This is a genomic window from Flavihumibacter fluminis (assembly GCF_021491375.1).
Classification (GTDB): Bacteria; Bacteroidota; Bacteroidia; order Chitinophagales; family Chitinophagaceae; genus Flavihumibacter; species Flavihumibacter fluminis.
The window spans coordinates 148,423-170,762 of sequence record NZ_JAKEVY010000003.1; the positions used below are offsets into that span (position 1 = coordinate 148,423).

17 protein-coding genes are annotated in these 22,340 nt (G+C 45.1%); 9 read left to right on the forward strand and 8 right to left on the reverse strand.

The features are described 5' to 3' along the window. The first annotated feature begins 3 nt into the window (after positions 1–3). The 3 genes from L0U88_RS11855 to L0U88_RS11865 are packed head-to-tail and all read left to right on the forward strand — an operon-like array spanning position 4 to position 1,343. Positions 4–438 carry an IPExxxVDY family protein gene (locus L0U88_RS11855; protein ID WP_234866278.1) on the forward strand — a complete coding sequence of 145 codons (435 nt, stop codon included), beginning with the start codon at positions 4–6 and terminating at the stop codon, positions 436–438. Between the two features lies 1 nt (position 439). Further along, the gene (locus L0U88_RS11860; RefSeq protein ID WP_234866279.1) at positions 440–1,084 is read left to right on the forward strand and encodes a GNAT family N-acetyltransferase; all 645 of its coding nucleotides are present in this window, start codon (positions 440–442) and stop codon (positions 1,082–1,084) included. Between the two features lie 25 nt (positions 1,085–1,109). Continuing rightward, a complete protein-coding gene (locus L0U88_RS11865; protein WP_234866280.1) occupies positions 1,110–1,343 on the forward strand; it encodes a 4a-hydroxytetrahydrobiopterin dehydratase in 234 nt (77 codons plus the stop codon). On the opposite strand, the gene selD is transcribed toward L0U88_RS11865, so the two are convergent. From selD to rho, 3 genes are read right to left on the reverse strand one after another with little or no spacing between them, the layout of a single operon-like run. Continuing rightward, entirely contained in the window at positions 1,344–2,399 is a 1,056-nt protein-coding gene (gene selD / locus L0U88_RS11870; RefSeq protein WP_234866281.1) for a selenide, water dikinase SelD, read from the reverse strand. Positions 2,400–2,405: 6 nt separating this feature from the next. Beyond that, a complete protein-coding gene (gene mnmH / locus L0U88_RS11875; protein ID WP_234866282.1) occupies positions 2,406–3,425 on the reverse strand; it encodes a tRNA 2-selenouridine(34) synthase MnmH in 1,020 nt (339 codons plus the stop codon). 5 nt (positions 3,426–3,430) lie between these two features. Next, positions 3,431–5,152 carry a transcription termination factor Rho gene (gene rho, locus L0U88_RS11880; protein WP_255723089.1) on the reverse strand — a complete coding sequence of 574 codons (1,722 nt, stop codon included), beginning with the start codon at positions 5,150–5,152 and terminating at the stop codon, positions 3,431–3,433. A gap of 281 nt (positions 5,153–5,433) precedes the next feature. Here rho and asnS point away from each other — a divergent pair, with 281 nt between their 5' ends. Further along, positions 5,434–6,870 (forward strand): asparagine--tRNA ligase, encoded by a 1,437-nt coding sequence (asnS, locus tag L0U88_RS11885; RefSeq protein WP_234866283.1) that lies wholly within the window; start codon positions 5,434–5,436, stop codon positions 6,868–6,870. Between the two features lie 112 nt (positions 6,871–6,982). Continuing rightward, positions 6,983–7,528: an ExbD/TolR family protein gene (locus L0U88_RS11890; protein ID WP_234866284.1), complete on the forward strand. Its 546-nt coding sequence runs from the start codon at positions 6,983–6,985 to the stop codon at positions 7,526–7,528. A gap of 4 nt (positions 7,529–7,532) precedes the next feature. Here the strand turns inward: L0U88_RS11890 and L0U88_RS11895 are convergent, their stop codons facing one another. Genes L0U88_RS11895 through L0U88_RS11915 form a run of 5 tightly spaced genes read right to left on the reverse strand, consistent with a single transcriptional unit; the run spans position 7,533 to position 14,575 of the window. Continuing rightward, positions 7,533–8,570 (reverse strand): DUF3089 domain-containing protein, encoded by a 1,038-nt coding sequence (locus L0U88_RS11895; RefSeq protein WP_234866285.1) that lies wholly within the window; start codon positions 8,568–8,570, stop codon positions 7,533–7,535. A 31-nt stretch (positions 8,571–8,601) separates the two neighbouring features. Then, the gene (locus tag L0U88_RS11900; protein ID WP_234866286.1) at positions 8,602–8,916 is read right to left on the reverse strand and encodes a hypothetical protein; all 315 of its coding nucleotides are present in this window, start codon (positions 8,914–8,916) and stop codon (positions 8,602–8,604) included. 7 nt (positions 8,917–8,923) lie between these two features. Beyond that, a complete protein-coding gene (locus tag L0U88_RS11905) occupies positions 8,924–12,115 on the reverse strand; it encodes an efflux RND transporter permease subunit (protein WP_234866287.1) in 3,192 nt (1,063 codons plus the stop codon). Between the two features lie 33 nt (positions 12,116–12,148). Beyond that, positions 12,149–13,198: an efflux RND transporter periplasmic adaptor subunit gene (locus L0U88_RS11910; protein WP_234866288.1), complete on the reverse strand. Its 1,050-nt coding sequence runs from the start codon at positions 13,196–13,198 to the stop codon at positions 12,149–12,151. A 54-nt stretch (positions 13,199–13,252) separates the two neighbouring features. Next, the gene (locus L0U88_RS11915; protein WP_234866289.1) at positions 13,253–14,575 is read right to left on the reverse strand and encodes a TolC family protein; all 1,323 of its coding nucleotides are present in this window, start codon (positions 14,573–14,575) and stop codon (positions 13,253–13,255) included. 183 nt (positions 14,576–14,758) lie between these two features. On the opposite strand from L0U88_RS11915, the gene L0U88_RS11920 reads away from it, so the two are divergent. The 4 genes from L0U88_RS11920 (at position 14,759) to L0U88_RS11935 (ending at position 22,260) form a co-directional block, all read left to right on the forward strand. After that, the gene (locus L0U88_RS11920; protein ID WP_234866290.1) at positions 14,759–15,703 is read left to right on the forward strand and encodes an isopenicillin N synthase family dioxygenase; all 945 of its coding nucleotides are present in this window, start codon (positions 14,759–14,761) and stop codon (positions 15,701–15,703) included. A 79-nt stretch (positions 15,704–15,782) separates the two neighbouring features. Then, complete coding sequence (locus L0U88_RS11925; protein WP_234866291.1) at positions 15,783–19,208, forward strand: amidohydrolase family protein; 3,426 nt, start codon at positions 15,783–15,785, stop codon at positions 19,206–19,208. A gap of 417 nt (positions 19,209–19,625) precedes the next feature. Continuing rightward, a complete protein-coding gene (locus L0U88_RS11930; protein WP_234866292.1) occupies positions 19,626–19,994 on the forward strand; it encodes a PadR family transcriptional regulator in 369 nt (122 codons plus the stop codon). Positions 19,995–20,022: 28 nt separating this feature from the next. Next, positions 20,023–22,260, forward strand: coding sequence for a PspC domain-containing protein (locus L0U88_RS11935; protein WP_234866293.1), 2,238 nt, complete (start codon positions 20,023–20,025; stop codon positions 22,258–22,260). The last annotated feature ends 80 nt before the right edge of the window (positions 22,261–22,340 follow it).

Consider the following 22,340-nt stretch of genomic DNA (forward strand, 5'->3'; position numbering starts at 1 on the left):
CACATGAAATTAAAGCTGGATGTTGCCGAAATGACCGAAGATTTTTTCGGTGACGCCCATTTACTCGGTATAGTAGCACCAGTCAGAGATTATCAGTTTTGCTGGCAACTCAACCGTCAATTTCATTTTAATTTCAGGATCAATATCGGGCTGGAGATCCAGCTGAATAAAAAAAACCGGAACTATTATTTTCCGGTTTACGAACACAAGGAACCTCAATTCTATCGAAATCATTACATCTACAAAAATCAGCACGATGGAGAATACTTGCTGCCGGAGTTCAGGCATCTTGATTTTCTCTGGCTGATCAAAGGAGATGAAGTGCCTTCTCAACTGATTGCAGACATACAGCAGGGCATCCGGACCATATCCGGTGTTCAACTGGTGGTGGAACTAACCAATGAAAAAATAAAACACAAAGAACACCTGATATTTTAATATGGCCATCATCAGCCAACTCAAGAGTGCCTTAAAGCAATACGGATTCTTCAACGTACTCAACCTTGGTTTCACCAAAGTAGTAGAGAAGTTTGGTTATTACAGAGACACCTATACGCTGTTTGAAAAAGAGTTGGTCCAGTTTGAACTGGTTAAGCCATTAGCAGCCGGTTATTTTTATAAAGAATTGTCGGGCGAGCTACTGAATAACCTGAATGCCCCCTGGGTCAGTGCCGAACAAGTATCCATATTTAAGTCGCGCTTAACAAAACCCGGTTACTTCGGCTTGGGTATTTTCAAAGAAGGAACTTCAGAACTGGTATATTATTTCTGGCTCAATTTTGAAAGAATTGAAATGCCGGAATACTTTGATAATTGTCATAGTCTCTCCCTTGGTACTAATGAGGCTTATCTCTATGATGGATACTGTCATCCGGAACATCGCGGAAGAGGATTTCATGGTTTTGCAGCCCAAACGCTGATGAACCTTGCAAGAGAAGCTGGTAAATCAAAAATGGTGACAATCATCCGCTCCATCAACAAGGCTGCTATAGTTTCCCAGGAGAAAGTAGGTTTCCGGCCGGTCAAAGAAATCCGGTTTGCCGGCTTCCGTTCCAACATATCCTGTACAGTCAGGAATCTGTAACTTTCAGCAACAAAAAATCTCGGTTATGTGGCAGGAAAAAGACAACACCCTCTACCAAAAATTCAGTTTCGCCGATTTTTCTGAAGCCTTTGCTTTCATGACCCGGGTTGCCCTGCTCGCTGAATCCATGAACCATCATCCCAGGTGGAGCAATGTCTGGAATACTGTGGAGATCTGGCTAAATACGCACGATGCAGGCAATATCATTACCGATAAGGATCGCAAACTGGCAGCAGCCATTGATAAACTGGTAGCCTGATCAGATCAGGTTCACGCGCTTCTCACCAGCTTCTGTAAGCATCCCGATTGGTTCGAGGTAGTTACCCAGGCCATATTGTGCCAACATATCCTGAACCCGGCTTTTCTCATCCGGAGCAGCAGCAATTAATAACCCTCCATTGGTTTGAGGATCTGCCAATAACCCGGTTATATAATCATCCGGATGTCCGGTTGAGTTTTTCACTTTATGGTAATAGCTTGCGGCATTTCGTTTGGTTGCTCCCGGCTGAATGCCCTGCTCCAGGTAGAAGGTGGTTCCATCCAGTAAGGGGATATCCTTCAGACGGATTTCAGCAGATAGTCCGGCTCCTTCAGCCACTTCAATTAAGTGACCGAGTAATCCGAAACCGGTAACATCGGTCATTGCATGAACACCCTCCAGATCTCCCAGTGCAGCGCCCACTTTATTCAACTGGATGAGCTGATTCAATAATCCTGCATAATGTACCGGGGAGAGTTTCTTTCTTTTCTGCGCAGTGGACAGGATACCTGTTCCGATAGATTTGGTTAAAAACAATAAATCGCCGGGTTTGCCAGTATTATTCTGCTTGAGATTTTGAATATTGACCAGGCCGTTTACTGCCAGTCCGAATATAGGCTCCGGTGAATCAATACTATGTCCACCTGCCAATGGAATTCCTGCCTCTTCACAGATTGCTCTCGCGCCTTCCAGCACTTTATTTGCCAATTCGGCGGGTAGCTTTTCAACCGGCCAACCCAGAATAGCTATAGCCAGTACCGGTTTTCCTCCCATCGCATATACATCACTGATAGCATTGGCAGAGGCAATTTTACCAAAGTCAACCGCATCATCTACAATCGGCATGAAAAAATCGGTAGTAGAAATCAATGCCTGGCCATTGCCAAGATTGTAAACAGCTGCATCATCCCTGCTCTGGTTTCCCACCAACAGGTTGGCGTTTGGCTGAGCAGGTCTGGCCTGGTGAAGAATGGTGTCCAAAACACTGGGAGCAATCTTACAACCGCAACCGCCTCCGTGAGAGTAGGCTGTTAATGCATAATCCGACAAATTCATGATGCTTTACTGATTGGTTAATAGTAATTGTGTAATTCTGTCCGGGTCTGCTTTTGCAGCTTCCAAATTTATTATGGGTGGTGCATCAGCAGGACGACTCAACAATCCCTTACGGTAAAATTTATCGTAATACTGAAGCAGGATCCGGAATGCTTCTTTTATATTATTTTCTACCAGGAAACCTATGGCTGTTTTAGTTTCCAATCCACCCAGTCGTTTCTGGATCTTAAGTACGGCCTGGATCAGCTCCTCTTTAGTAGCAGTTCCATAGTCCAGCATAATATAATTCAGTCGCTCTTCAAATGGAATATCAACAAAATAACAGGGAGCCATACGCATTTGTTGATAGTAGGGCTGAGGAATTAACACGGATCCGATCCGCCAGCTTTCATCTTCCAGCCAGCAGGTGGAACTGCCGATGGACCGAATAGCAGTACCCAACAAGTTTTCAAACATTTCCTGGCTGGGTTGAGTGGGAAGTCCTATATGTCCGAAAGCTGATCCTTTATGATTCGCCAGTTTTTCCAGGTTGATAACGGGTTCGCCTAAGCGCTGCAATTTCTCCAGCACAGCCGTTTTAGCGCTACCGGTATACCCTGCCAGAATTTTGATGCTGGCGGGGAGCTGAAAGCTTTCAGCAATATATTGGCGATAGGATTTATATCCTCCCTGCAGCGTGAATACCCTGAATCCATAGAGATCCAGTAACCAGGCTACTCCAGCTGAACGCATGCCTCCTCTCCAGCAATGAACCAGAACGGTATCGGACTTTAATGCCTCAACCTGTTCCACCATTGCGCGCATTTTCGGGCCGAAAAAATCCAGGCCGATTTTGATGGCCTGTTCCCGGCTTTGCTGCTTGTAAGCAGTACCTACCTGGGCGCGTTCTTCATCCGTAAATAACGGCAAGGAAAAGGCACCTGGGATATGCGCATGGGCATATTCACCCGGACTGCGAACATCCAGTACAGGAAACCTGGCAGACAGCTCGAGGAAGTTGGAAAGTTCAATGGATTGAACCGCCATGGTGTTTACCCATTCATGCTGGCAAGAAATTCTTCATTGCTTTTTGTTCCGCGCATACGCTTCAGCAACTCAGACATAGCTTCTTCTGTATTCATATCGTTGAGGTACAAACGAAGCAGGTTCATGCGCTGCAGCACATCGCGGTCGAGCAACAGATCATCCCGGCGGGTTGAAGAGGATACCAGGTCAATAGCCGGGTACACTCTGCGATTGGCCAAACGGCGATCCAGCTGCAATTCCATATTACCGGTTCCTTTGAATTCTTCAAAGATTACTTCATCCATTTTGGAGCCGGTATCGATAAGTGCAGTTGCAAGAATGGTCAGCGATCCGCCATTTTCAATTTTACGCGCGGCACCAAAGAACTGCTTGGGTTTTTGCATTGCATTGGCTTCCACACCACCACTGAGTACCTTACCGGAGGAAGGTGCTACGGTATTGTGAGCACGTGCCAAACGGGTAATAGAGTCGAGCAGGATCACCACATCATGTCCACATTCAACCAGGCGCTTGGCCTTTTGAAGTGCCATTGTTGAAACCTTTACGTGTTTTTCAGCAGGTTCATCAAAGGTGGAGGCAATCACTTCTGCTTTTACACTGCGTTCCATATCGGTAACTTCTTCCGGACGCTCATCAATCAATACCACCATCAGGTAACATTCCGGATGGTTGGCAGAAATTGCATTGGCAACTTCCTTCAGCAAAACTGTTTTACCGGTTTTGGGCTGTGCTACGATGAGTCCGCGCTGACCTTTACCAATCGGAGCAAACAGATCGATGATCCGGGTGCTGTAACCATTGGGCTCAGTGAATAGGTTCAGTTTTTCGAATGGGAAAAGGGGAGTCAGGTAATCAAAAGGAACCCGGTCGCGCACATCTTCCGGTGAGCGACCATTGATGGTATCCACCTTCAGCAGGGCAAAATATTTTTCCCCTTCTTTGGGAGGACGAACCGATCCATTAACAGTATCCCCGGTTTTTAATCCGAATAATTTTATCTGGGAGGGAGATACATATACATCATCAGGAGAAGAGAGATAGTTGTAATCACTGCTGCGCAGGAAACCATATCCGTCCGGCATCATTTCCAGAACACCTTCAGCGGGAATGATACCATCGAATTCAATATTGAAGATATCACGCTGTTCTCTTCTGGGTTGTTGCTGGTAAGTTGGTTGTTGACGAGGAGCTGGTGGGGCCTGGGCCGGACCCGTCTGAACCGGAGCTTGGGCAGGTTCAGCTACTGGTTCATTTATTACGCTTGTAGTAAGCTCTTCATCAGCAGGCTGAGATTCATTCAACACTTCTTGCGGAAGATCTAACTGCGGAGCAGGCTGTTTGTCTTCCTGCTTTTTTCTACCCCGTTTCACGGCCTGCTTATCCTGCGTGCCACCTGCTGCTTCTTTCTGCTCTTCAGCACGGGCGGGAGCCTCTTCTTTTTTAGCTATGGGCTTGCGGGCATCGGCTTTCCGGGGCTTTTCAGGCTCCGATTCTACGATTGCTTCTTCGGTAGAATTACCGGTAGTAGCTTTTACAATGCGTTTACGCTTTCCTTTATCAGACGATTCAGCGCCTTTGTTTTCACTGGCCATAACTGCTTGCCTGTCGAGAATCTTGTAAATTAATTCCTGTTTGTCAAGTTTTTTCGCATTGGGTATTTTGAGTTGCTCTGCAATATCGAGCAACTCCGGAACGAGCATGTCGTTCAGTTGCAGAATGTCATACATACTAAGACTTGTGCGTTTTGTGAGATTTCAATCAGCCTTACTTACTTGTTGAAAAAATCGAAAATTGATGATTGGTTGGGCGTACTACAAGTGAGAAGTTGGTGAGCTGGAGAAGAACTAATCAGCTTGTTTCCGTCTGCAATTTTATGCTAAAAAGGGCAGAATCAAAAAAAATATGGTCGTTTTTTTCGTCAGTCATTGAAATTCAGTGCCTCCAACAGGCTCTTACCTATCGCCAAACACTGATTCGGCGTATCTTTGCCGACCTTAAATATGTGAATATGTTCAACAATCGTGTAAAAATCAGCCAGCTGCTGACCTGGGAACCGGCACAGCAGGAAGTTACGGTAATGGGATGGGTACGTACTTTTCGCAATAATCAGTTTATCGCGCTGAATGATGGCTCCACGAATACCAATCTGCAGGTAGTTGTTGAACTGGGCAAGTTCGATGAGGCCCTGCTAAAGCGTATTACAACCAGTGCAGCGCTGAAGATCCGTGGTGTGGTAATTCCTTCACTTGGAAAAGGCCAGAAGCTGGAAGTAAAGGCTGACAGCATTGAAATCCTGGGAGATTCCGATCCTGAGAAATATCCTCTACAGCCGAAAAAGCATAGCCTTGAATTTCTGCGTGATATCGCACACCTGCGATTCAGAACCAACACCTTTGCTTCAGTTTTCCGGATTCGCCACAGCCTGGCTTTTGCGGTGCATAAATTTTTCCATGAACGCGGATTTTTATACCTGCATACGCCCATTGTTACTGCATCGGATGCGGAAGGTGCAGGTGAAATGTTCCGGGTTACAACCCTGCCTTTTGATAACCCTCCCCGCAATGAAGATGGCAGCATCAACTTCAAAGAAGATTTTTTTGGTCGCAGCACCAACTTAACGGTAAGCGGTCAATTGGAGGGAGAACTGGGTGCAACTGCGCTGGGTGAGATTTATACTTTTGGTCCGACCTTCCGGGCAGAAAACTCCAATACTACCCGGCACCTGGCTGAATTCTGGATGATAGAACCGGAAATGGCTTTCTGTGATCTGGAAGATAACATGAACCTCGCAGAGGCATTCATCAAGTATATCATCCGGTATGCAATGGAGCATAACAAAGAGGATATTGAATTTTTAGCTTCCCGTCTTGCTGAAGAGGAAAAACAATTGCCGGCAGACAAACGCAGTGAAATGGGACTGGTGGAGAAACTGGAATTTGTTGTCAACAATGATTTCGAAAGAATTACCTATACCGAAGCAATCGATATTCTTTTGCAGTCAACGCCGTATAAGAAGAAAAAATTCCAATACGAAGTAAAATGGGGCGTTGATATGCAAAGTGAGCATGAGCGTTACCTCGTAGAGAAGCATTTTAAAAAACCGGTGATCGTTACCAACTATCCCAAAGAATTCAAGGCATTTTACATGCGCCTGAATGATGATAATAAAACAGTAGCTGCGATGGATATCCTGGCTCCTGGTATCGGAGAAATTGTTGGTGGCAGCCAGCGGGAAGAGCGCTTATCTGTATTAGAAGCCCGCATGAAGGAAATGAATATTCCGGCAGAAGAATTGTGGTGGTACCTGGATACCCGTCGCTTCGGTACGGTTCCGCATGCAGGATTTGGTTTAGGATTTGAACGCATGGTTCAGTTTGTTACCGGCATGGGAAACATCCGGGATGTGATTGCCTTTCCAAGAGCACCCAAAACTGCGGAGTTCTGATTTATTAGAACCATCTATAGTTGACTATTCAGCCTTCTTCTGCTTCCCGGAAGAAGGCTGAATTTTTTTATGGATTCCAATCGTTATAGCATCCCAGTAGAAACCACATCATATGGCTGAAATGCAAACCAACGCTGTGCAAAACAGCAAGCGGGCAGGTGTTGCCCGAAGTAAAAAATTATCAACGCGGGTTGACTTAACTCCGATGGTTGATCTTGGTTTTCTTTTGATTACTTTTTTCATTTTCACCACTGCGCTTTCCAAACCTACTGCAATGGGTCTTAAATTACCTGCTGCTGGTCCCCCTACCAATGTTGCTAACAGCACAACACTAACTCTGATACCAACTGATAATAATGAGATCTACTATTTTCATGGACAATTAACAGAAGCGCTTCAGAATGGTCTGTTTGGTAAAACGGGTTTTCAGCCGGCCGGTGGAATTGGTGATCTGCTTCGTGAAAAAAGAAAGCAGCTAACGGCGATGGATAAGGTAAAAGATTTTACGGTGCTGGTTTATCCGGACAAATCAGCTTCGTATAAAAACATTGTTGATCTGATGGATGAGCTAGTCATAAATGGAGTACCGGTGCAGTGTTTGGCAGATGATCCCGCAACCATAGAAAAATTGAAAATCTCACTTATGAACCATCGGTAAGCAATCAGCCTTCTGTATTTTTATTTTTAAACGCCCGCACCCTTGCCCTTAAATTTTCCCGGATATTCAGGTAAAACAGGTTGATGTCTCCAATATGATAATTCCTGGATTTATAGAGTCTGCTCCCGGGAAATTTAGGGCGACTGATCCATAGCAGATCCTCATGTACCTGTGCATCACTTACCTTGTAATAGACCTTATTGAAATTACGCAGAATGGCTCCTTTGTGCAGTTGAACAGGTGCATAACTTGTATCTGCCTTCCAGTTAAGGGGGTTCACCACAACAGACTTTCGAAAAGATGAATCATAATCCGGCTCAAAATCGCGACGAAACGTACGCCATCCCAGGTAACAACCTGTTTGAAGTGAATCTTCGCATAAGGGTAATTGTGAAAAAAATCCTGGTTCCACCTGGAGTCCGATGATATAGGCTGCCACCAGCTTTTCCTGCAACGGCTTGCCTTCAAAAAATTCTCTCAGCAGGTATTTTGCATGGAGGGCCCCCTGGCTATGAGCAGCCAGTATGATGGGCTTCCCATTGTTCCAGTTTTCGAGGTAATAGAGAAATGCTGACCGAACATCTTTATAGGCTGCTTTCTGCGCAGCTTCTCCTCTTTGCTTTTCCTCAGTATAAAAGCTTTGTATATGTGCCTGCTGGTATCGTGGCGCATACACATTGAACTCATTAAACACACTCGCCTGGTAACGAATGCTTGATTCATCCGTTTTGGTATTCAGTTTTTCATCATTCAGGTCGGCCATCCATCGTCCGTTCAACTTTCCCGTATAAGTAGTCGGATGAATGAAAAATACATCTACCGAACTGTCCTTAATATAAATACCTGATAAAGGTGCCGGCACCTCGTCTGATGGGTCTTCATGTTGAGGGAGCGCCGCCCAATTAGCTAAAACCTGGTAATCTGTCACCTTAAATACCGATATGTTCGGATCAGCCACTTTTTTTGTGCCAGTGCAGGATATTAACCCCAAAAAAATCAAGCCAATCCAGGTAAGTCGAGTTGCGTAAATAATTCGTTTCACGCATCCAAAATAACAATACTTATTCGATTCTTTATAAAGAATGACTGGATTGTTCTACAGCTAATTGAAACGCCCGAAGGGGAAATTGAGTGCTGGTAAGCTGGTTGTACTCCCGAACCAATTGCATCGCTTTATCCGCCTCCCGCTCACCAGTGAAACTGAAAAGAAACAGGGAATCATATTGTTCTTCCCCACTGCTAAACCAGCTTTCCATCAAATCCGGTTGATGTCCGTCTTTGAATCCAACGGTCTCGGTTACACTAAACACTCGAATTCCTGCTTCCCTGAAGATAGATGAAACATCCTTCTGGTTTTCTTTCAGACAGGTAACAATTAAAAGTTTCATGATAAAATCATTTAAATTTTTTCCTCATCATTCTCCAATATATCAAAGGCACTACCAATAAAGTAAGGAAGGTGGAAGTAATAGTACCTCCCATCAGGGATATCGCCAGGCCCTGAAATATTGGATCAAAAAGAATTACCACTGCACCCAGTACAACAGCACCTGCTGTTAATAGTATAGGGGTAGTACGTACAGCTCCTGCTTCAATAATGGATTGCTTTAGCGGAATACCCTCTTTCAACCGGATATTAATAAAATCTATAAGCAGTACGGAGTTACGCACCATAACACCGGCCAGTGCAATAAATCCAATCATGGAAGTCGCGCTAAAATAAGCTCCCATCATCCAGTGGCCGATTACGATTCCCACCAGGGATAGTGGAATGGCTGCAAGCATTACAATGGGTACTGTAAAATTTTGAAACCAGCCTACAATCAGCATGTAAATAAGAATTATTACGATTACAAATGCAGCACCAAGGTCTCTGAATACCTCGTAGGTAATCTGCCATTCTCCATCCCATTTCAAACTGAAATTATCTTCCAATTCAGGTTGTTTACTATATTCTTCCTGGATGGTATACCCTGCAGGCAACTGGATTTCTTTTACCTTTTCCGAGATACGGTTCATTGCATAAAAGGGGCTCTCCAATTCGCCTGCCATATCAGCCAGCACATAAACCACCCGCTTCTGGTTTTTACGATAAATACTTTTCTCCCGTACTCCTTTGGTTATATCCACTAAATCTCCCACTTTCATAACATTCCCCTGTTGTCCCAACACAACTAGATTCCTGATTTCTTCAAGGCCACTCTTGTCCTTGTCTTCCAACTGGAGCACTATCGATACAGGATTATAGGAAGAAGGAAGATGCAGGGTACCGGCAGGCTGGCCGGATAGGGCGGCTGCTATCGTAGCTGATACCTGGGCAGGAGCTATTCCATTTCGTACGGCTTTTTCCTTGTCAACAGTAAAATTATACTGCGGCTGATCTGCTTCCACCATCCAGTCAACATCTACAACATCTGCTGTGGAATCAAATAATAAACGAACCTGCTCAGCTACTTTTACCTGTTGCTCATAATCCGGTCCGTATATTTCGGCAACCATGGTTGATAAAACCGGTGGACCGGGTGGCACTTCTACCAGTTTCACATTTGCATTGTATTTAGCAGCAATCTTTTGAATAGCTGGCCGCATTTCTTTTACTATATCATGACTTTGTTTCTTTCGATCCTTTTTATCCACCAGGTTAACCTGTATATCTGCTATGTTTTCGCCTCTGCGAAGGTCATAATGCCGAACCAATCCATTAAAACTAATAGGACCGGCAGTCCCGATATAGTTCTGGTAGTTTTTTACCAATGGCTGTTCTGAAATATAAGTTGCGATATCCCGGGTTACTGCGGCAGTTTTTTCGAGTGTAGTACCCTCTGGCATATCAATTATTACCTGGAATTCATTTTTATTGTCAAATGGCAGCATTTTTACTGCTACAGCCCTGGTATAGAACATAAATAAGGAGCCTAACAAAATGACAACAATTCCTCCTACAAAGGTCCAGCGCTTCCATTTAGATTCCAGCATCGGTTCAATAGCCTTTCTGTATATCCTGTAAATACCGGTTGCTTCCATTTCCTTGTGCTGATGCGACTTCCCGTGCTTTTCTTTCTCCCGCAGGAAAATATATCCAAGGTAGGGTGTTAATGTAAGGGCAACGATCAAAGACAATAACATTGCAATAGATGCCCCGATGGGCATTGGACTCATATAGGGTCCCATCATACCGGAAACAAATGCCATAGGCAACACTGCTGCTATAACTGTAAACGTTGCAAGAATGGTCGGGTTTCCCACCTCATTGATAGCATAAATAGCTGCCTGGTGAAACGGCAATCGCTTCATTTTGAAATGCCGGTGCATGTTTTCCGCAATAATGATGGAATCATCTACTACAATACCGGTAATAAACACTAATGCAAACAAGGTTATGCGATTTAGTGTATAATCCATAAAATAATAGCTGAATAAAGTAAGCGCAAACGTTACTGGAACAGATAAAAACACAACCAGGCCCCCACGCCATCCCATTGCAAGCATCACAAACAATGTAACCACCACAATTGCCACAAAAAGATGGAGGAGCAATTCTCCCACTTTTTCAGATGCTGTTTCACCGAAGTTCCGGGTTGTAGATACCTGTACTTCTGCCGGTATCAGATCTTTCTTCAGATGATTGGCTTTTTCAAGGATCTGCTCACTCAGCTTCATCGCGTCTGCACCTTTCTTTTTTGCTATGGAAAGTGTTACGGCATTATACTCGCTGCCAAAATTTTGTTTTGTAGTATCTGCTCTCCCATAACCGAAATAAACATATTGATTGGCAACCTGAGGGCCATCCTCAATTTTTGCAACCTGTCTTAGATAAACGGGTTGCTGCTGATTCAACCCTACCACCAAATTTCCCACTTCTTCGGCTGTATACAGAAAGTTGCCTGTCTGAATTGAAAACGATGTATCTGCCTGCAACAAACTGCCAGCCTGCAGTTCCAGGTTACTTCCCTGCATCAGCCTGCTGATGCTCAGAAAATCCACTTTGTTTTCTGCCATCCTGTCTTTGTCCAAAACCACTCGAATCTCCCTGCTTCTGCCACCAATAATATTCACTGTGGCGACATCCGGAATTTTTTTAATTTCTCCGGTAATTACCTCTCCCAACTGCTTCAGGTCATAATCATTGTAGCGTTCACTCCAGATTGTCAGCCCAAGTACAGGAACATCATCAATCGCCCTGGTTTTAATAAGTGGTAAGCTTACACCCTGTGGCATCTGATCCATATTCTTCATAATCTCACTATACAGCTTAACCAGAGATCGCTCAATATCTTCACCAACATAAAACTGAACAATCAGCATAGCCTGCCCGTTCATGGAAGTGGAGTATACATATTCAACTCCTTTTACGTTGGAAACAATTTTTTCAAGTGGTGCTGCAATTTTGGTTTCTATTTCCTTTGGAGAAGCTCCCGGAAAGGCAACATAAATATCTGCTAATGGAACCTGTATCTGAGGCTCCTCCTCTCTCGGCATCAACATTGTACTGTAAGCGCCGATCAGCAGAAATGCTATCATTAGAAGTATGGTCAGTTTGGAAGTGATAAACGCATTGGCTATCCTTCCTGAAATTCCTTCTTTCATACGTTGAATTTGTAGTTTGGATAATTTCCCTGCTTATTGTTTTTTTACCGGAGCTCCGTTATATAATTTCCCATCTGCTTTCAGAATAAAAGTTTCTTCACTTCCCAATCCTGATATTATTTCTACCTGATCCCCAACCGTTTTCCCTAACCGCACCTGGCGCAATAAGGCCGTACTATTATTACTGATGGTATAAATACCATAAAGCTGATCCCGTTCAACCAAGCTGGATTTAGGCACCAGTATAGCCCCGGTTTTACCTGCATCTGAAGTCTTCAGCGGAATATTCACATTCACATACATTCCTGAATAAACACCTTTTTGTTCCCCTTCAGGTATACTGATTTTGACCAGATACTGCCCGCCTGTAAACTGAGAGGAAGGGTTTATTTCGGATATTTTACCCGAAAAAATTTTGTCACTGGATTTGATTTCAATCCTTGCCGTCGCGCCCTTTTCAACCCGTTTGATTTCAGATTCCGGAATAGCTGCAACAATCTGCATTGCTGATCCCTGTTCAATAGCAAGCAATGGCATACCCGGACTTGCCATTGAACCTGCCTCTGCATTTTTTTGTGTTACTATTCCAGAAAATGGTGCTTTTAATGTGGCGTATCCCATCAAGGCTGTTACTTCGTTTTTCATCTGGCGCGCTGCTTCTGCTCTTGCCCTTGCAGCATTATATTGCAGGGTGATATTTTCAAGCTCTTTGGCGGAAGCACTTTGTTTTTGATGTAAAACAGTAAATCTTTCCAGGTCACGGGCAGCATTCTCCAAGTTGGCTTCTGCTTCGCTAATCATCGCATCTGTCTGTGCCCTTTTTGCTTTCAAATCATCGCTGCTGATAACCGCCAGAACCTGACCCTTCTGAACACGATCTCCCAATTTTACAGGCAAACTGGTAATGACACCCATCAAACGGGTACTTATGTAAGCAGTTTGTATGGCTTCAACTTTTCCGCTTGCAACTATATTTCCTGTCCCACTAACTACTGGAGATGAAAGTTCAACCGCAATAGGTGCCGGCTTTTTTTCCACAGCCTGCTGATGCTCGTCAGAAGAACAGGCAGCTAACAATAACATGCTGCCAGTTAATAATATTGAGTATAAAAATCCCTGAGTCATAGTGCTGAATATTTAATTTGAGGTAGTAGTGAGTAACTTAATTTGTGCCCTGGTAACCTGCAGCTTATACTGCGCCTGTACAAGTTGTAATTTTTGCTGCGACAACTGGGTTTGTGCAAGCAAAAGATCTGTAGTGTTGGCAAGCCCTTGCCCGTAACGATCCCTAAGAATCCGAACGGCTTCTGCAGCCTGTTCTACTGCTGCTTCCTGCTGCCGGATGCGATATTCATGATCTGAAACATCACGGATTGCTTTTTGCAACTCCAGCTGGCTTTGTGCGACTTGTTCGCTGAGCTGTTGCTCCAGCTTGCTTTTTTCTGCAAGCTGGGTGGCAATCATATTTTTGGTGCGAAATCCTTTAAAGATATCCCAGGATAATTGCACTCCTGCGAAATATGCATTTGATCCGAACCCAAACATTGATCTGTCATTCAACTGGTATGTACCAAAGGCATTCAATTTGGGTAAATAACTTTTTTTACTCGAACTAATCATCAGGCTACTTGCCTCTATTGCTTTTTTCATGGCCAAAAAATCGGTTCTTTCGAGTGGAACCGATAAGGAGGTCTCCGGTTGATTTACAGAAGATACATACGCTGTTTGGTATTGTATACCAGGCTCACTGCCCATTAAAAATCCAAGATAATCCGAGGCATTTCGGATATTATTTTTTGCCGTTGCAAGATTTGCTTCCATTGTTACAACCTGCACCTGAACATTTAGCAGGTCAGCTTTTTGCATAAGCCCCTGATCATAACGATCCTTTGTAAAACGATAAACCTCCCGGGCTGTTTGTAATGCTTCTTCTACAACTCTTACAGATTCATAAACCAATTGCAACTGCAGGTAGGCCTTCTCCGTTTCAAATTGAACGATTTCCTTTCCCCGTCTCGTTTGCAATCGCATCATTTCAACCTGCTTTTGTGCCCCCTTTCGCATATACCATTGCTCCGGATTTATCAGCGGCTGCTGCAAATCAATCCTTGTCATAAAATCTCCTGTATTGGATGGGTTATTTAGTAAATCAGGATTGAAATCGGCCTGTCGGATCGCCTGTTGCTGTAGTTTGAATCCAAAACTATTCAATGGATTGTTGGTCGTTAATGCTGAATATGATACTGATAACTGAGGCAGGTAAACCGCATCACTCTGCCGGTACCTGGCCATTGCAATTTCTTCATCGGTTGCGGCTATTCTTAACCGGGCATTATTTTCAATTGCAGTTGATACAGCTTGCTCCAGTGACAGTACCTTTACAGAATCCTGTGCCCATATTTGTGTAACTGTCAAAAATAATAGAAGAGAAAAAATTCCTGATAAACGTGGTTGTGTCATCTAATCTGAATTTGATGACAAAACTATTTTTGAAGCGCTGGTTTTACAGTGACAGTAATCACTTATAAACCAACCTGTGCAATTGTTGTATGTAACAATTATCACGGATTTTTTAGTCTCTGTATTTAAAAACAGTTTTATTACATTCAATACTCCAATTGTCAATAATTAAAACACACTGTTATGCCCATTCCTGTTGTAAACCTCGCCGATTTCCTGAGTGGAGATGCCTCCCTTAAACAACAATTTGTACAGCAACTTGGTAAAGCGTACGAAGAGGTAGGATTCGTGGCTGTCAAAAATCACGGCATCCCGGATGAACTCATCAAACGGATGTACCAGCAGGTACAGGAATTTTTTTCACTGCCGGCTGAGAAAAAAAAGAAATATGAAATTCCGGAGCTGGCCGGACAAAGAGGTTATACTTCCTTTGGTAAGGAACACGCCAAAGGCAGTGATGCACCTGATCTCAAAGAATTTTATCAGCACGGACAAACAGTAATTGGAGATGTTCCGGAAAAAGCAGAATACCCGGATAATGTTCAAATTGATGAAGTTCCCGGTTTTACGGAAACATTCAACCAGGCTTACCGTGCTTTCGAAACCTCGGGAAAAGCCCTGTTGCAGGCTATTGCAATCTACCTCGGCCTTGATGAGCATTATTTTGATGAACATATCCACAATGGCAATTCCATATTGAGAGCAATTCATTATCCTCCCATTCAGGAAGAACCGAAATCAGCCATCCGCGCGGAACAACATGAAGATATCAATCTGATTACCCTGCTGGTTGGTGCCAGCGCTGATGGACTTCAGATTCTCACCAAACAAAATGAATGGGTAGCGGTTACCTCCCTGCCGGAACAGATTGTTGTAAATGTGGGGGATATGCTGCAGCGTTTAACCAATAATAAATTACGTTCCACCACCCACCGGGTAGTAAATCCACCCCGCGAATTGTGGGGTACCAGTCGATATTCCATCCCCTTTTTCCTCCATCCGAAAAGCAAGATGAGCCTTGCCTGCCTGGATTCCTGTGTAGACGCCAACCATCCAAAAGCCTATCCGGATGCAACCGCCGGCGAATACCTGGATGAACGCCTGCGCGAAATAGGGCTGAAAAAATAAAATTTCTTTCCTCCAGTTACATGAAGGGTAAGCTCTAAATGGTTTTTAATCCTTAATTTCTGGGATTAAATTCCCCTTTATGTGTTTGATCAAATTGTTGACCGCTGGTCCGGTCTGCTTGACCCTGTTGTTGGGTGCCAAAACCGTATCCGCCGATCCCGGCCGGCCTTTTCAAAACAGGCAGGCTATCACCGATACCACAAAAAAAGACAGCCTGCTGTACACTCCTTTTAAAAATCTACCCCTCAAAACAGCGCGCAATATTCCGGTGTCAACCAGCGAAGGCACCTGGATTTCGGTTGATATGAGTCCGGATGGCAAAACAATTGTTTTTGACTTGCTCGGTGATCTATACACCATTCCTTCCACCGGCGGTAAAGCTACCCAGCTCACCCGAGGCATGGCCTTTGATACGCATCCGAGATACAGTCCGGATGGCAAACGTATCCTATTCACATCCGATCGAAGCGGTGCTGAAAACCTCTGGTATATTGACCTGGAGAAAAAGGATACGGTTCAGCTTACCAAAGACAGGAACATGAATTTTCCAAGTGCTGCCTGGACTCCTGATGGAGAATACATTGTTTTCTCAAAAGGCCGTATCAATGTGCAACTCTACATGATACATAAAAATGGAGGAGGCGGTGTTCAACTGATTGACGCCCCGGCTACTCTTAAAACCATCGACCCTGCTGTAAGTGCTGATGGTAATACCATCTATTTTTCTACCCGTAATGGAGGCTGGAGTTACAATGCACCTTTGCCGCAATACCAAATTGGGGTGTATGATCGCCAGAAAGCCCGACACCATACTATCACAGATCGCTATGGTTCAGCCTTCAGTCCTGTTCTTTCAAAAGATGGTAACTGGATGGTGTATGGAACACGCTATGAAGAGAATACCGGACTTATATTGAAAAACCTTAAAACCGGAAAGGAATCCTGGTTACTCTATCCTTTTCAAAGAGATGAACAGGAAAGTATTGCCACTATGGGTGTTTTGCCGGGCATGTGTTTTACACCTGACAGCAAAGCCCTTATCGCTTCAACCGGTGGAAAAATCAAACGTATTCCCCTGGATGGTTCCAAACCCACAGATATTCCTTTCCAGGTGGAAACCATACTGGAACTGGGACCTCAGCTTGATTTTCAGTTTCCCATCACAGATACATCTCATGCACTTGTAACACAAATCCGGCAGGCAGTTCCATCACCGGATGGGAAAAAGCTAGCCTTCACTGCATTGAACAGACTCTATGTGATGGATTACCCCAATGGACAACCGAAAAGAATAACTTCGAATGATTTCACAGAAGCCATGCCTGCCTGGTCACCGGACGGAAACAGCCTGGTATTCAGTACCTGGACACCCGCAGGCGGACATATATTCAAAGCCACGATTGTTGGCAAGCCAGCTGTTCAGCAATTGACCCGGGAACCCGGCCTTTATCAGTTCCTGGAAGTTTCACCCAAAGGCGACCGCATCATATTTCAGCGGGCATCAACAGAAACATATAAGAAGTCTGCGGGTCCAGGTTACAATAATGCCGAAGAAGAGCTGGCCTGGATTCCCGCAACCGGAGGAGAGATCACTGTAATAGATAAGGTAATGGGGCGTTACCAGCCACATTTCACAACAATGGACAACCGAATTTACCTCAACAACAACGGACAGCTGGTTTCCATTCAATGGGATGGAAGCGATGAAAAGATCCATGCAAAAATTACCGGGATCACTACCTATGGAATGAGTCATTTTCAAAATGGCAACCCGGGTGTAGATGCCTGTATCCTTACATCAGCCAATGCGGAGGCGATGGAAATGCAGTTGCCATCCAATGCTTCCCGGATAAAAATTGCTCCCGATGGAAAAAGCGCGCTGGCACAAATTAATAATGAAATCTATTGGCTCACCCTGCCGCAAACCGGTAAAACAGTTACCATCAACCTGGCAGATGCAGAGAACGCCAACTTCCCTGCTAAAAAGCTGACAACTATTGGAGGCGAGTTCCCGGCATGGGGTAAGAATGGTAAGCTGATTCATTGGAGCCTGGGAAATGCGCATTTTGTGTACGACCTGGAGGAAGCTCGTCGAATAGAAGACAGTATTGCTGCTGCCAAAAAGCTGGCAGCAACCAAACCCGCCAGTGATAGCACACGCAAAGACAGCAGTCTGGTTGCCAAAAAGGATTCCACCAAAAAAGAATCCGGCTACCAGCCAATTGAAACAGCTATTAAAATTTATTATCAGCGGGATCTGCCTCAGGGTGCTATTGTATTTCGCAATGCCCGTATCATCACTATGAAAGGAGATGAGATCTATGAAAAAGGAGATTTGCTCGTAGTGAACAACCGCATCAAGGCGGTAGGTCCTGCCGGAAGCCTGGTAATCCCGAAGGGAACCAAAGAAATGGACGCCAGCGGAAAGACGATTGTCCCGGGATTCATAGACACCCATGCCCATATGTGGCCAAACTGGACCATGCATAAAAACCAAATCTGGATTTATGCAGCGAACCTGGCTTATGGTGTAACCACTACCATGGATCCCCAAACCGGAACCACGGATGTGCTTACCTATTCTGACCTGGTGGAATCAGGGCAAATGGTGGGCCCCAGGGTTTATTCAACAGGTCCCGGTGTTGGGTTCTGGTCTTATAATGTAAAAGACTCCGCCCAGGCAGAAAGCATCCTGCAGCAGTATTCCAGGTATTACCATACCAATTATATAAAGATGTACCTGACAGGTAATCGCCAGCAGCGCCAGTGGATTCTGAATGCAGCACGCAACCAGGGTTTACATCCCACCACAGAAGGCGGATTGAATTTTAAACTGAATATGACCAATCTGATTGATGGCTATCCAGGTCATGAACATTCCCTCCCGATTTATCCTTTATACAAGGACGTTACTTCTACGATTGCAAAAGCCCAGATGGCGGTGACACCCACCCTGTTAGTTGCCTATGGTGGTCCCTGGGCGGAAAACTATTATTTCCAGACAGAGAATCCTTATCACAATAAAAAGATGCAGCATTTCATGCCGTATGAAGAACTCGCATCCAAAACCAGGCGGGTGCAGGGCTGGTTCCTTCCGGAAGAACATGTATTTAAGAAACATGCGGAGAGTATGAAAGCCATGGTGGAGCAAGGTGCATTGGCAGGCATTGGTAGTCATGGGGAGTTCCAGGGATTGGGCTACCACTGGGAACTCTGGTCTATGCAAAGTGGCGGAATGAGCAATCACAATGCGCTGAAGACCGCAACCATCCTGGGTGCCAAAACCCTGGGCCTGGATGCCAACCTGGGCAGCATTGAGCCTGGAAAAATTGCGGACCTGGTGATACTCGACGCCAACCCCCTTGAAAATATCCGGCATTCTGACTCCGTACGTTGGGTGATGAAAAATGGCCGGCTCTATGAGGGTGATACCGCGAATGAAATTCATCCCCGCGCCAAAGCGCTCAACCGGGATGAGTTTTCCTACCCCAAACCGCTGAACTGATTTTTTTCCTCACCGGTCGGGTGGCATCCGCCAAAGGCGGTTGAAATAAGAAAAGGCTGTATCCATTCCAGGGTACAGCCTTTTTTCTTCCCACCAAAGTCCACTTATGGATCAAAAAAGCAACCATTCAACCCAAAAATAGACCGCTCATCGAATGGCATAAAAATTCTTTGTCGGTCCTTAAATTCATAAAACCCTTATCCAGACTGCATTTCGCTTTAAACAAGGTAGAATCTTATCAAAATTACCTTCCTTAATCCGGTACTTTATTTTGCATAGTACTGAAACTTTCTATAGATTTGTGTTGTCAAAGGTATAGAACAGGGCTGGTGGCCGATGGCGAACGAACCTTATCCTAACAATTTTAAACCTTATCCCCTCGCCTCTCTGCCACCAGCCCCTTAAACAAAAAATGCCATGAACATAGAAAACACTCAAAGCCAAATGCGGAAAGGGATACTGGAGTTCTGTATCCTGTCCATCATCCGCCGCGGCGAAGCCTATCCAAGTGATATTGTGGATGAGATGCGGGCAGCCAACCTTCAAATTTTGGAAGGCACGCTCTATCCATTGCTGACCCGCCTTAAAAATGCAGACATGCTCACCTACCGTTGGGTAGAAAGCAATTCCGGTCCTCCCCGGAAATATTTCTCCCTGACTGAAAAAGGGGAGGCCTTCTACCAGGAACTGGAAGCGACCTGGAAAGAACTGGCAAACGGAGTGAAAGCACTCACCAGCAAGTCCGAATCGCTACCAAATATTCCTGAGAATCCAACAACCAACTAATACTTCAACCTGCTAATACTTATCAATTATGAAAAAGGTCATCAATATAAACTTCCACGGTCGGGTGATTCCTATAGAGGAAACCGCTTTCGATCTGTTGAAGCAATATACCGAGAGCCTGCGTCGCTACTTCGCTAATGAAGAGGGGCGTGACGAGATCATCAATGATATCGAAGGCCGGATCGCCGAATTGTTTTCTGACCGCCTGAAAAAAGGTGCCGTGTGCATTACCGATGAGGATGTTAACTCCATCATCGCCGGTATGGGCCGCCCGGAAGAACTGGAAGCTGCTGAAGCAGATGCTTTCACTGCTACCGGAATGGGCAGCAGCACCGGATCAGCTCCCAACCAATCTGCTGGTTACCAGGGTAGCAGCTCCTCCTCCGGCACCTATAACACTGGTACTTTCCGCAGAGGAAACCTGTACCGCAATGCGGATGACAAAATCATCGGTGGTGTGTGTAGCGGCCTGGCCAACTACCTGGGCATCGACCCGGTGATCATGCGGATCATCTTTGTCCTGCTCTTCGGTGCACTCTTCTGGGTATATATCCTGCTGTGGATTATTGTACCCTCTCAATCACTCAGTTCTAATATCACCAAGCGCCTGTACCGTAACCCCGATGATAAAGTCATCGCCGGTGTAGCCGGAGGCCTGGCAGTCTATTTCAATATTGCTACCTGGATTCCTCGATTGATCTTTGCCCTCCCCCTCATACTGGGTATTGTGGGTAGCGGATTCAATGCCTTCTTCTGGGACTGGGATTTTATGATGGGTCCGCGGATCATCTCCGGCGGTTTGGGATCTACCCTCTTTGTAGTGTACCTGGTCCTCTGGATCGCAGTGCCTTATGCCACCACTGCAGCTGAAAAGCTGGAAATGAAAGGTGAGCGTATTGACCTGAACTCCATCCGCGATACGGTTAAAGGTGATCTGGAGTCTTTTAAGACCCGTGCCCAGAACTGGGGAGCCGAAGTAAAACAAACTGCTCAGCAATTCAGTGCCCACGGAAAAACCTTCGCAGAAGAAGCCGCGCCGGTTGCCCGTAAAGCCGGATCCGGTTTGGGTAATGTAATCGGAATATTGTTCAAAGCTTTCTTCCTGTTCATTGCAGCCATCATTGCCATCTCCCTGTTTGCTGCCCTGCTTGGTATCCTGTTCAGTGGTATGGCGATCTTCCCCATCAAGGATTTCTTCCTGGAAGGTTTCTGGCAGAATAGTCTGGCCTGGTCCAGTCTGATCCTCTTCATGGGCGTACCTATCATCGCACTGATTACCTGGCTGGTACGCCGCATCATGGGAGTGAAAAGCACTAATAATTACCTGGGATATACCTTCGGTGGTTTGTGGGTAATCGGATTGTTCAGCTTTATTTTCCTGGCCGGATTGATGGCCCGCAATTTCAAAAACCGTGCTGGCGTGGAAGATACCGTTAGCATCAACCAGCCAAGCAAAGACAAACTCTATGTGGAGGCAGTGGGTAATAATATCCGCTACTATGGCGACGACTTGTTTGGTATCGAATGGGATGAAGATGCTCCATTTTATGGCATCAGCCGCGATAGTCTTATGCTGAAAACAGTTCGGGTGAATGTGGTAAAAAGCAACGATAGTAACTATCATGTATACACGATCCGCTTCAGTCGCAGTAACACCAATAACAAAGCCAGGGAATTGGCTGAGCATATAAAATTCCCGATCAATCAGCAGGACAGCGTGCTGCAGTTACCCAAAGGTTTTGTGATCACTGCCGACGATAAATTCCGCAACCAACAGGTACTGGTGGTAGTAGAAGTTCCTATCGGCAAAAAGGTTGAAATCGACCGCTCCGTGGAAGACTTCGACTGGTTCAATGTAAATGTAAATCGCAGAAGAGGATTTAATGTGAGTTGGGACAATAACTGGGATGATTCCTATTCCTGGGATAATAATGTCGAATACATCATGACCCGCGATGGCCTGAAACGCACCAGCGAGAAGGCCGAGAAGGAAATCAAAGAAGGAAAATTCAAGATTGAAAGTGATGGTGTAATCATCGAAGGTGAAATAAAAGATGGTGAGAAGAAATATGAATACAAAGGACCGGATAAAAACCAGCCTGAAAAAAAGGACACCATTAAAGTGAAAGCAGAAGCTACAGTAATGAACGAGGAGGATACTGATAACAGTTCGCGCCTTTTGCCCTCCGTGAAAGCATTGCCTTCCTTACCAGCTACCGACCTTGATGCCAGTCCGCTGGTAATCCTGACCTCTCTGTTGCGATAACACCCTTGCTCTATATACCAACCCGGCCGCCGCATCGATGAGATGGAAGGCGGGGTTGAAGTTGGAACTCCCCGCCTTTT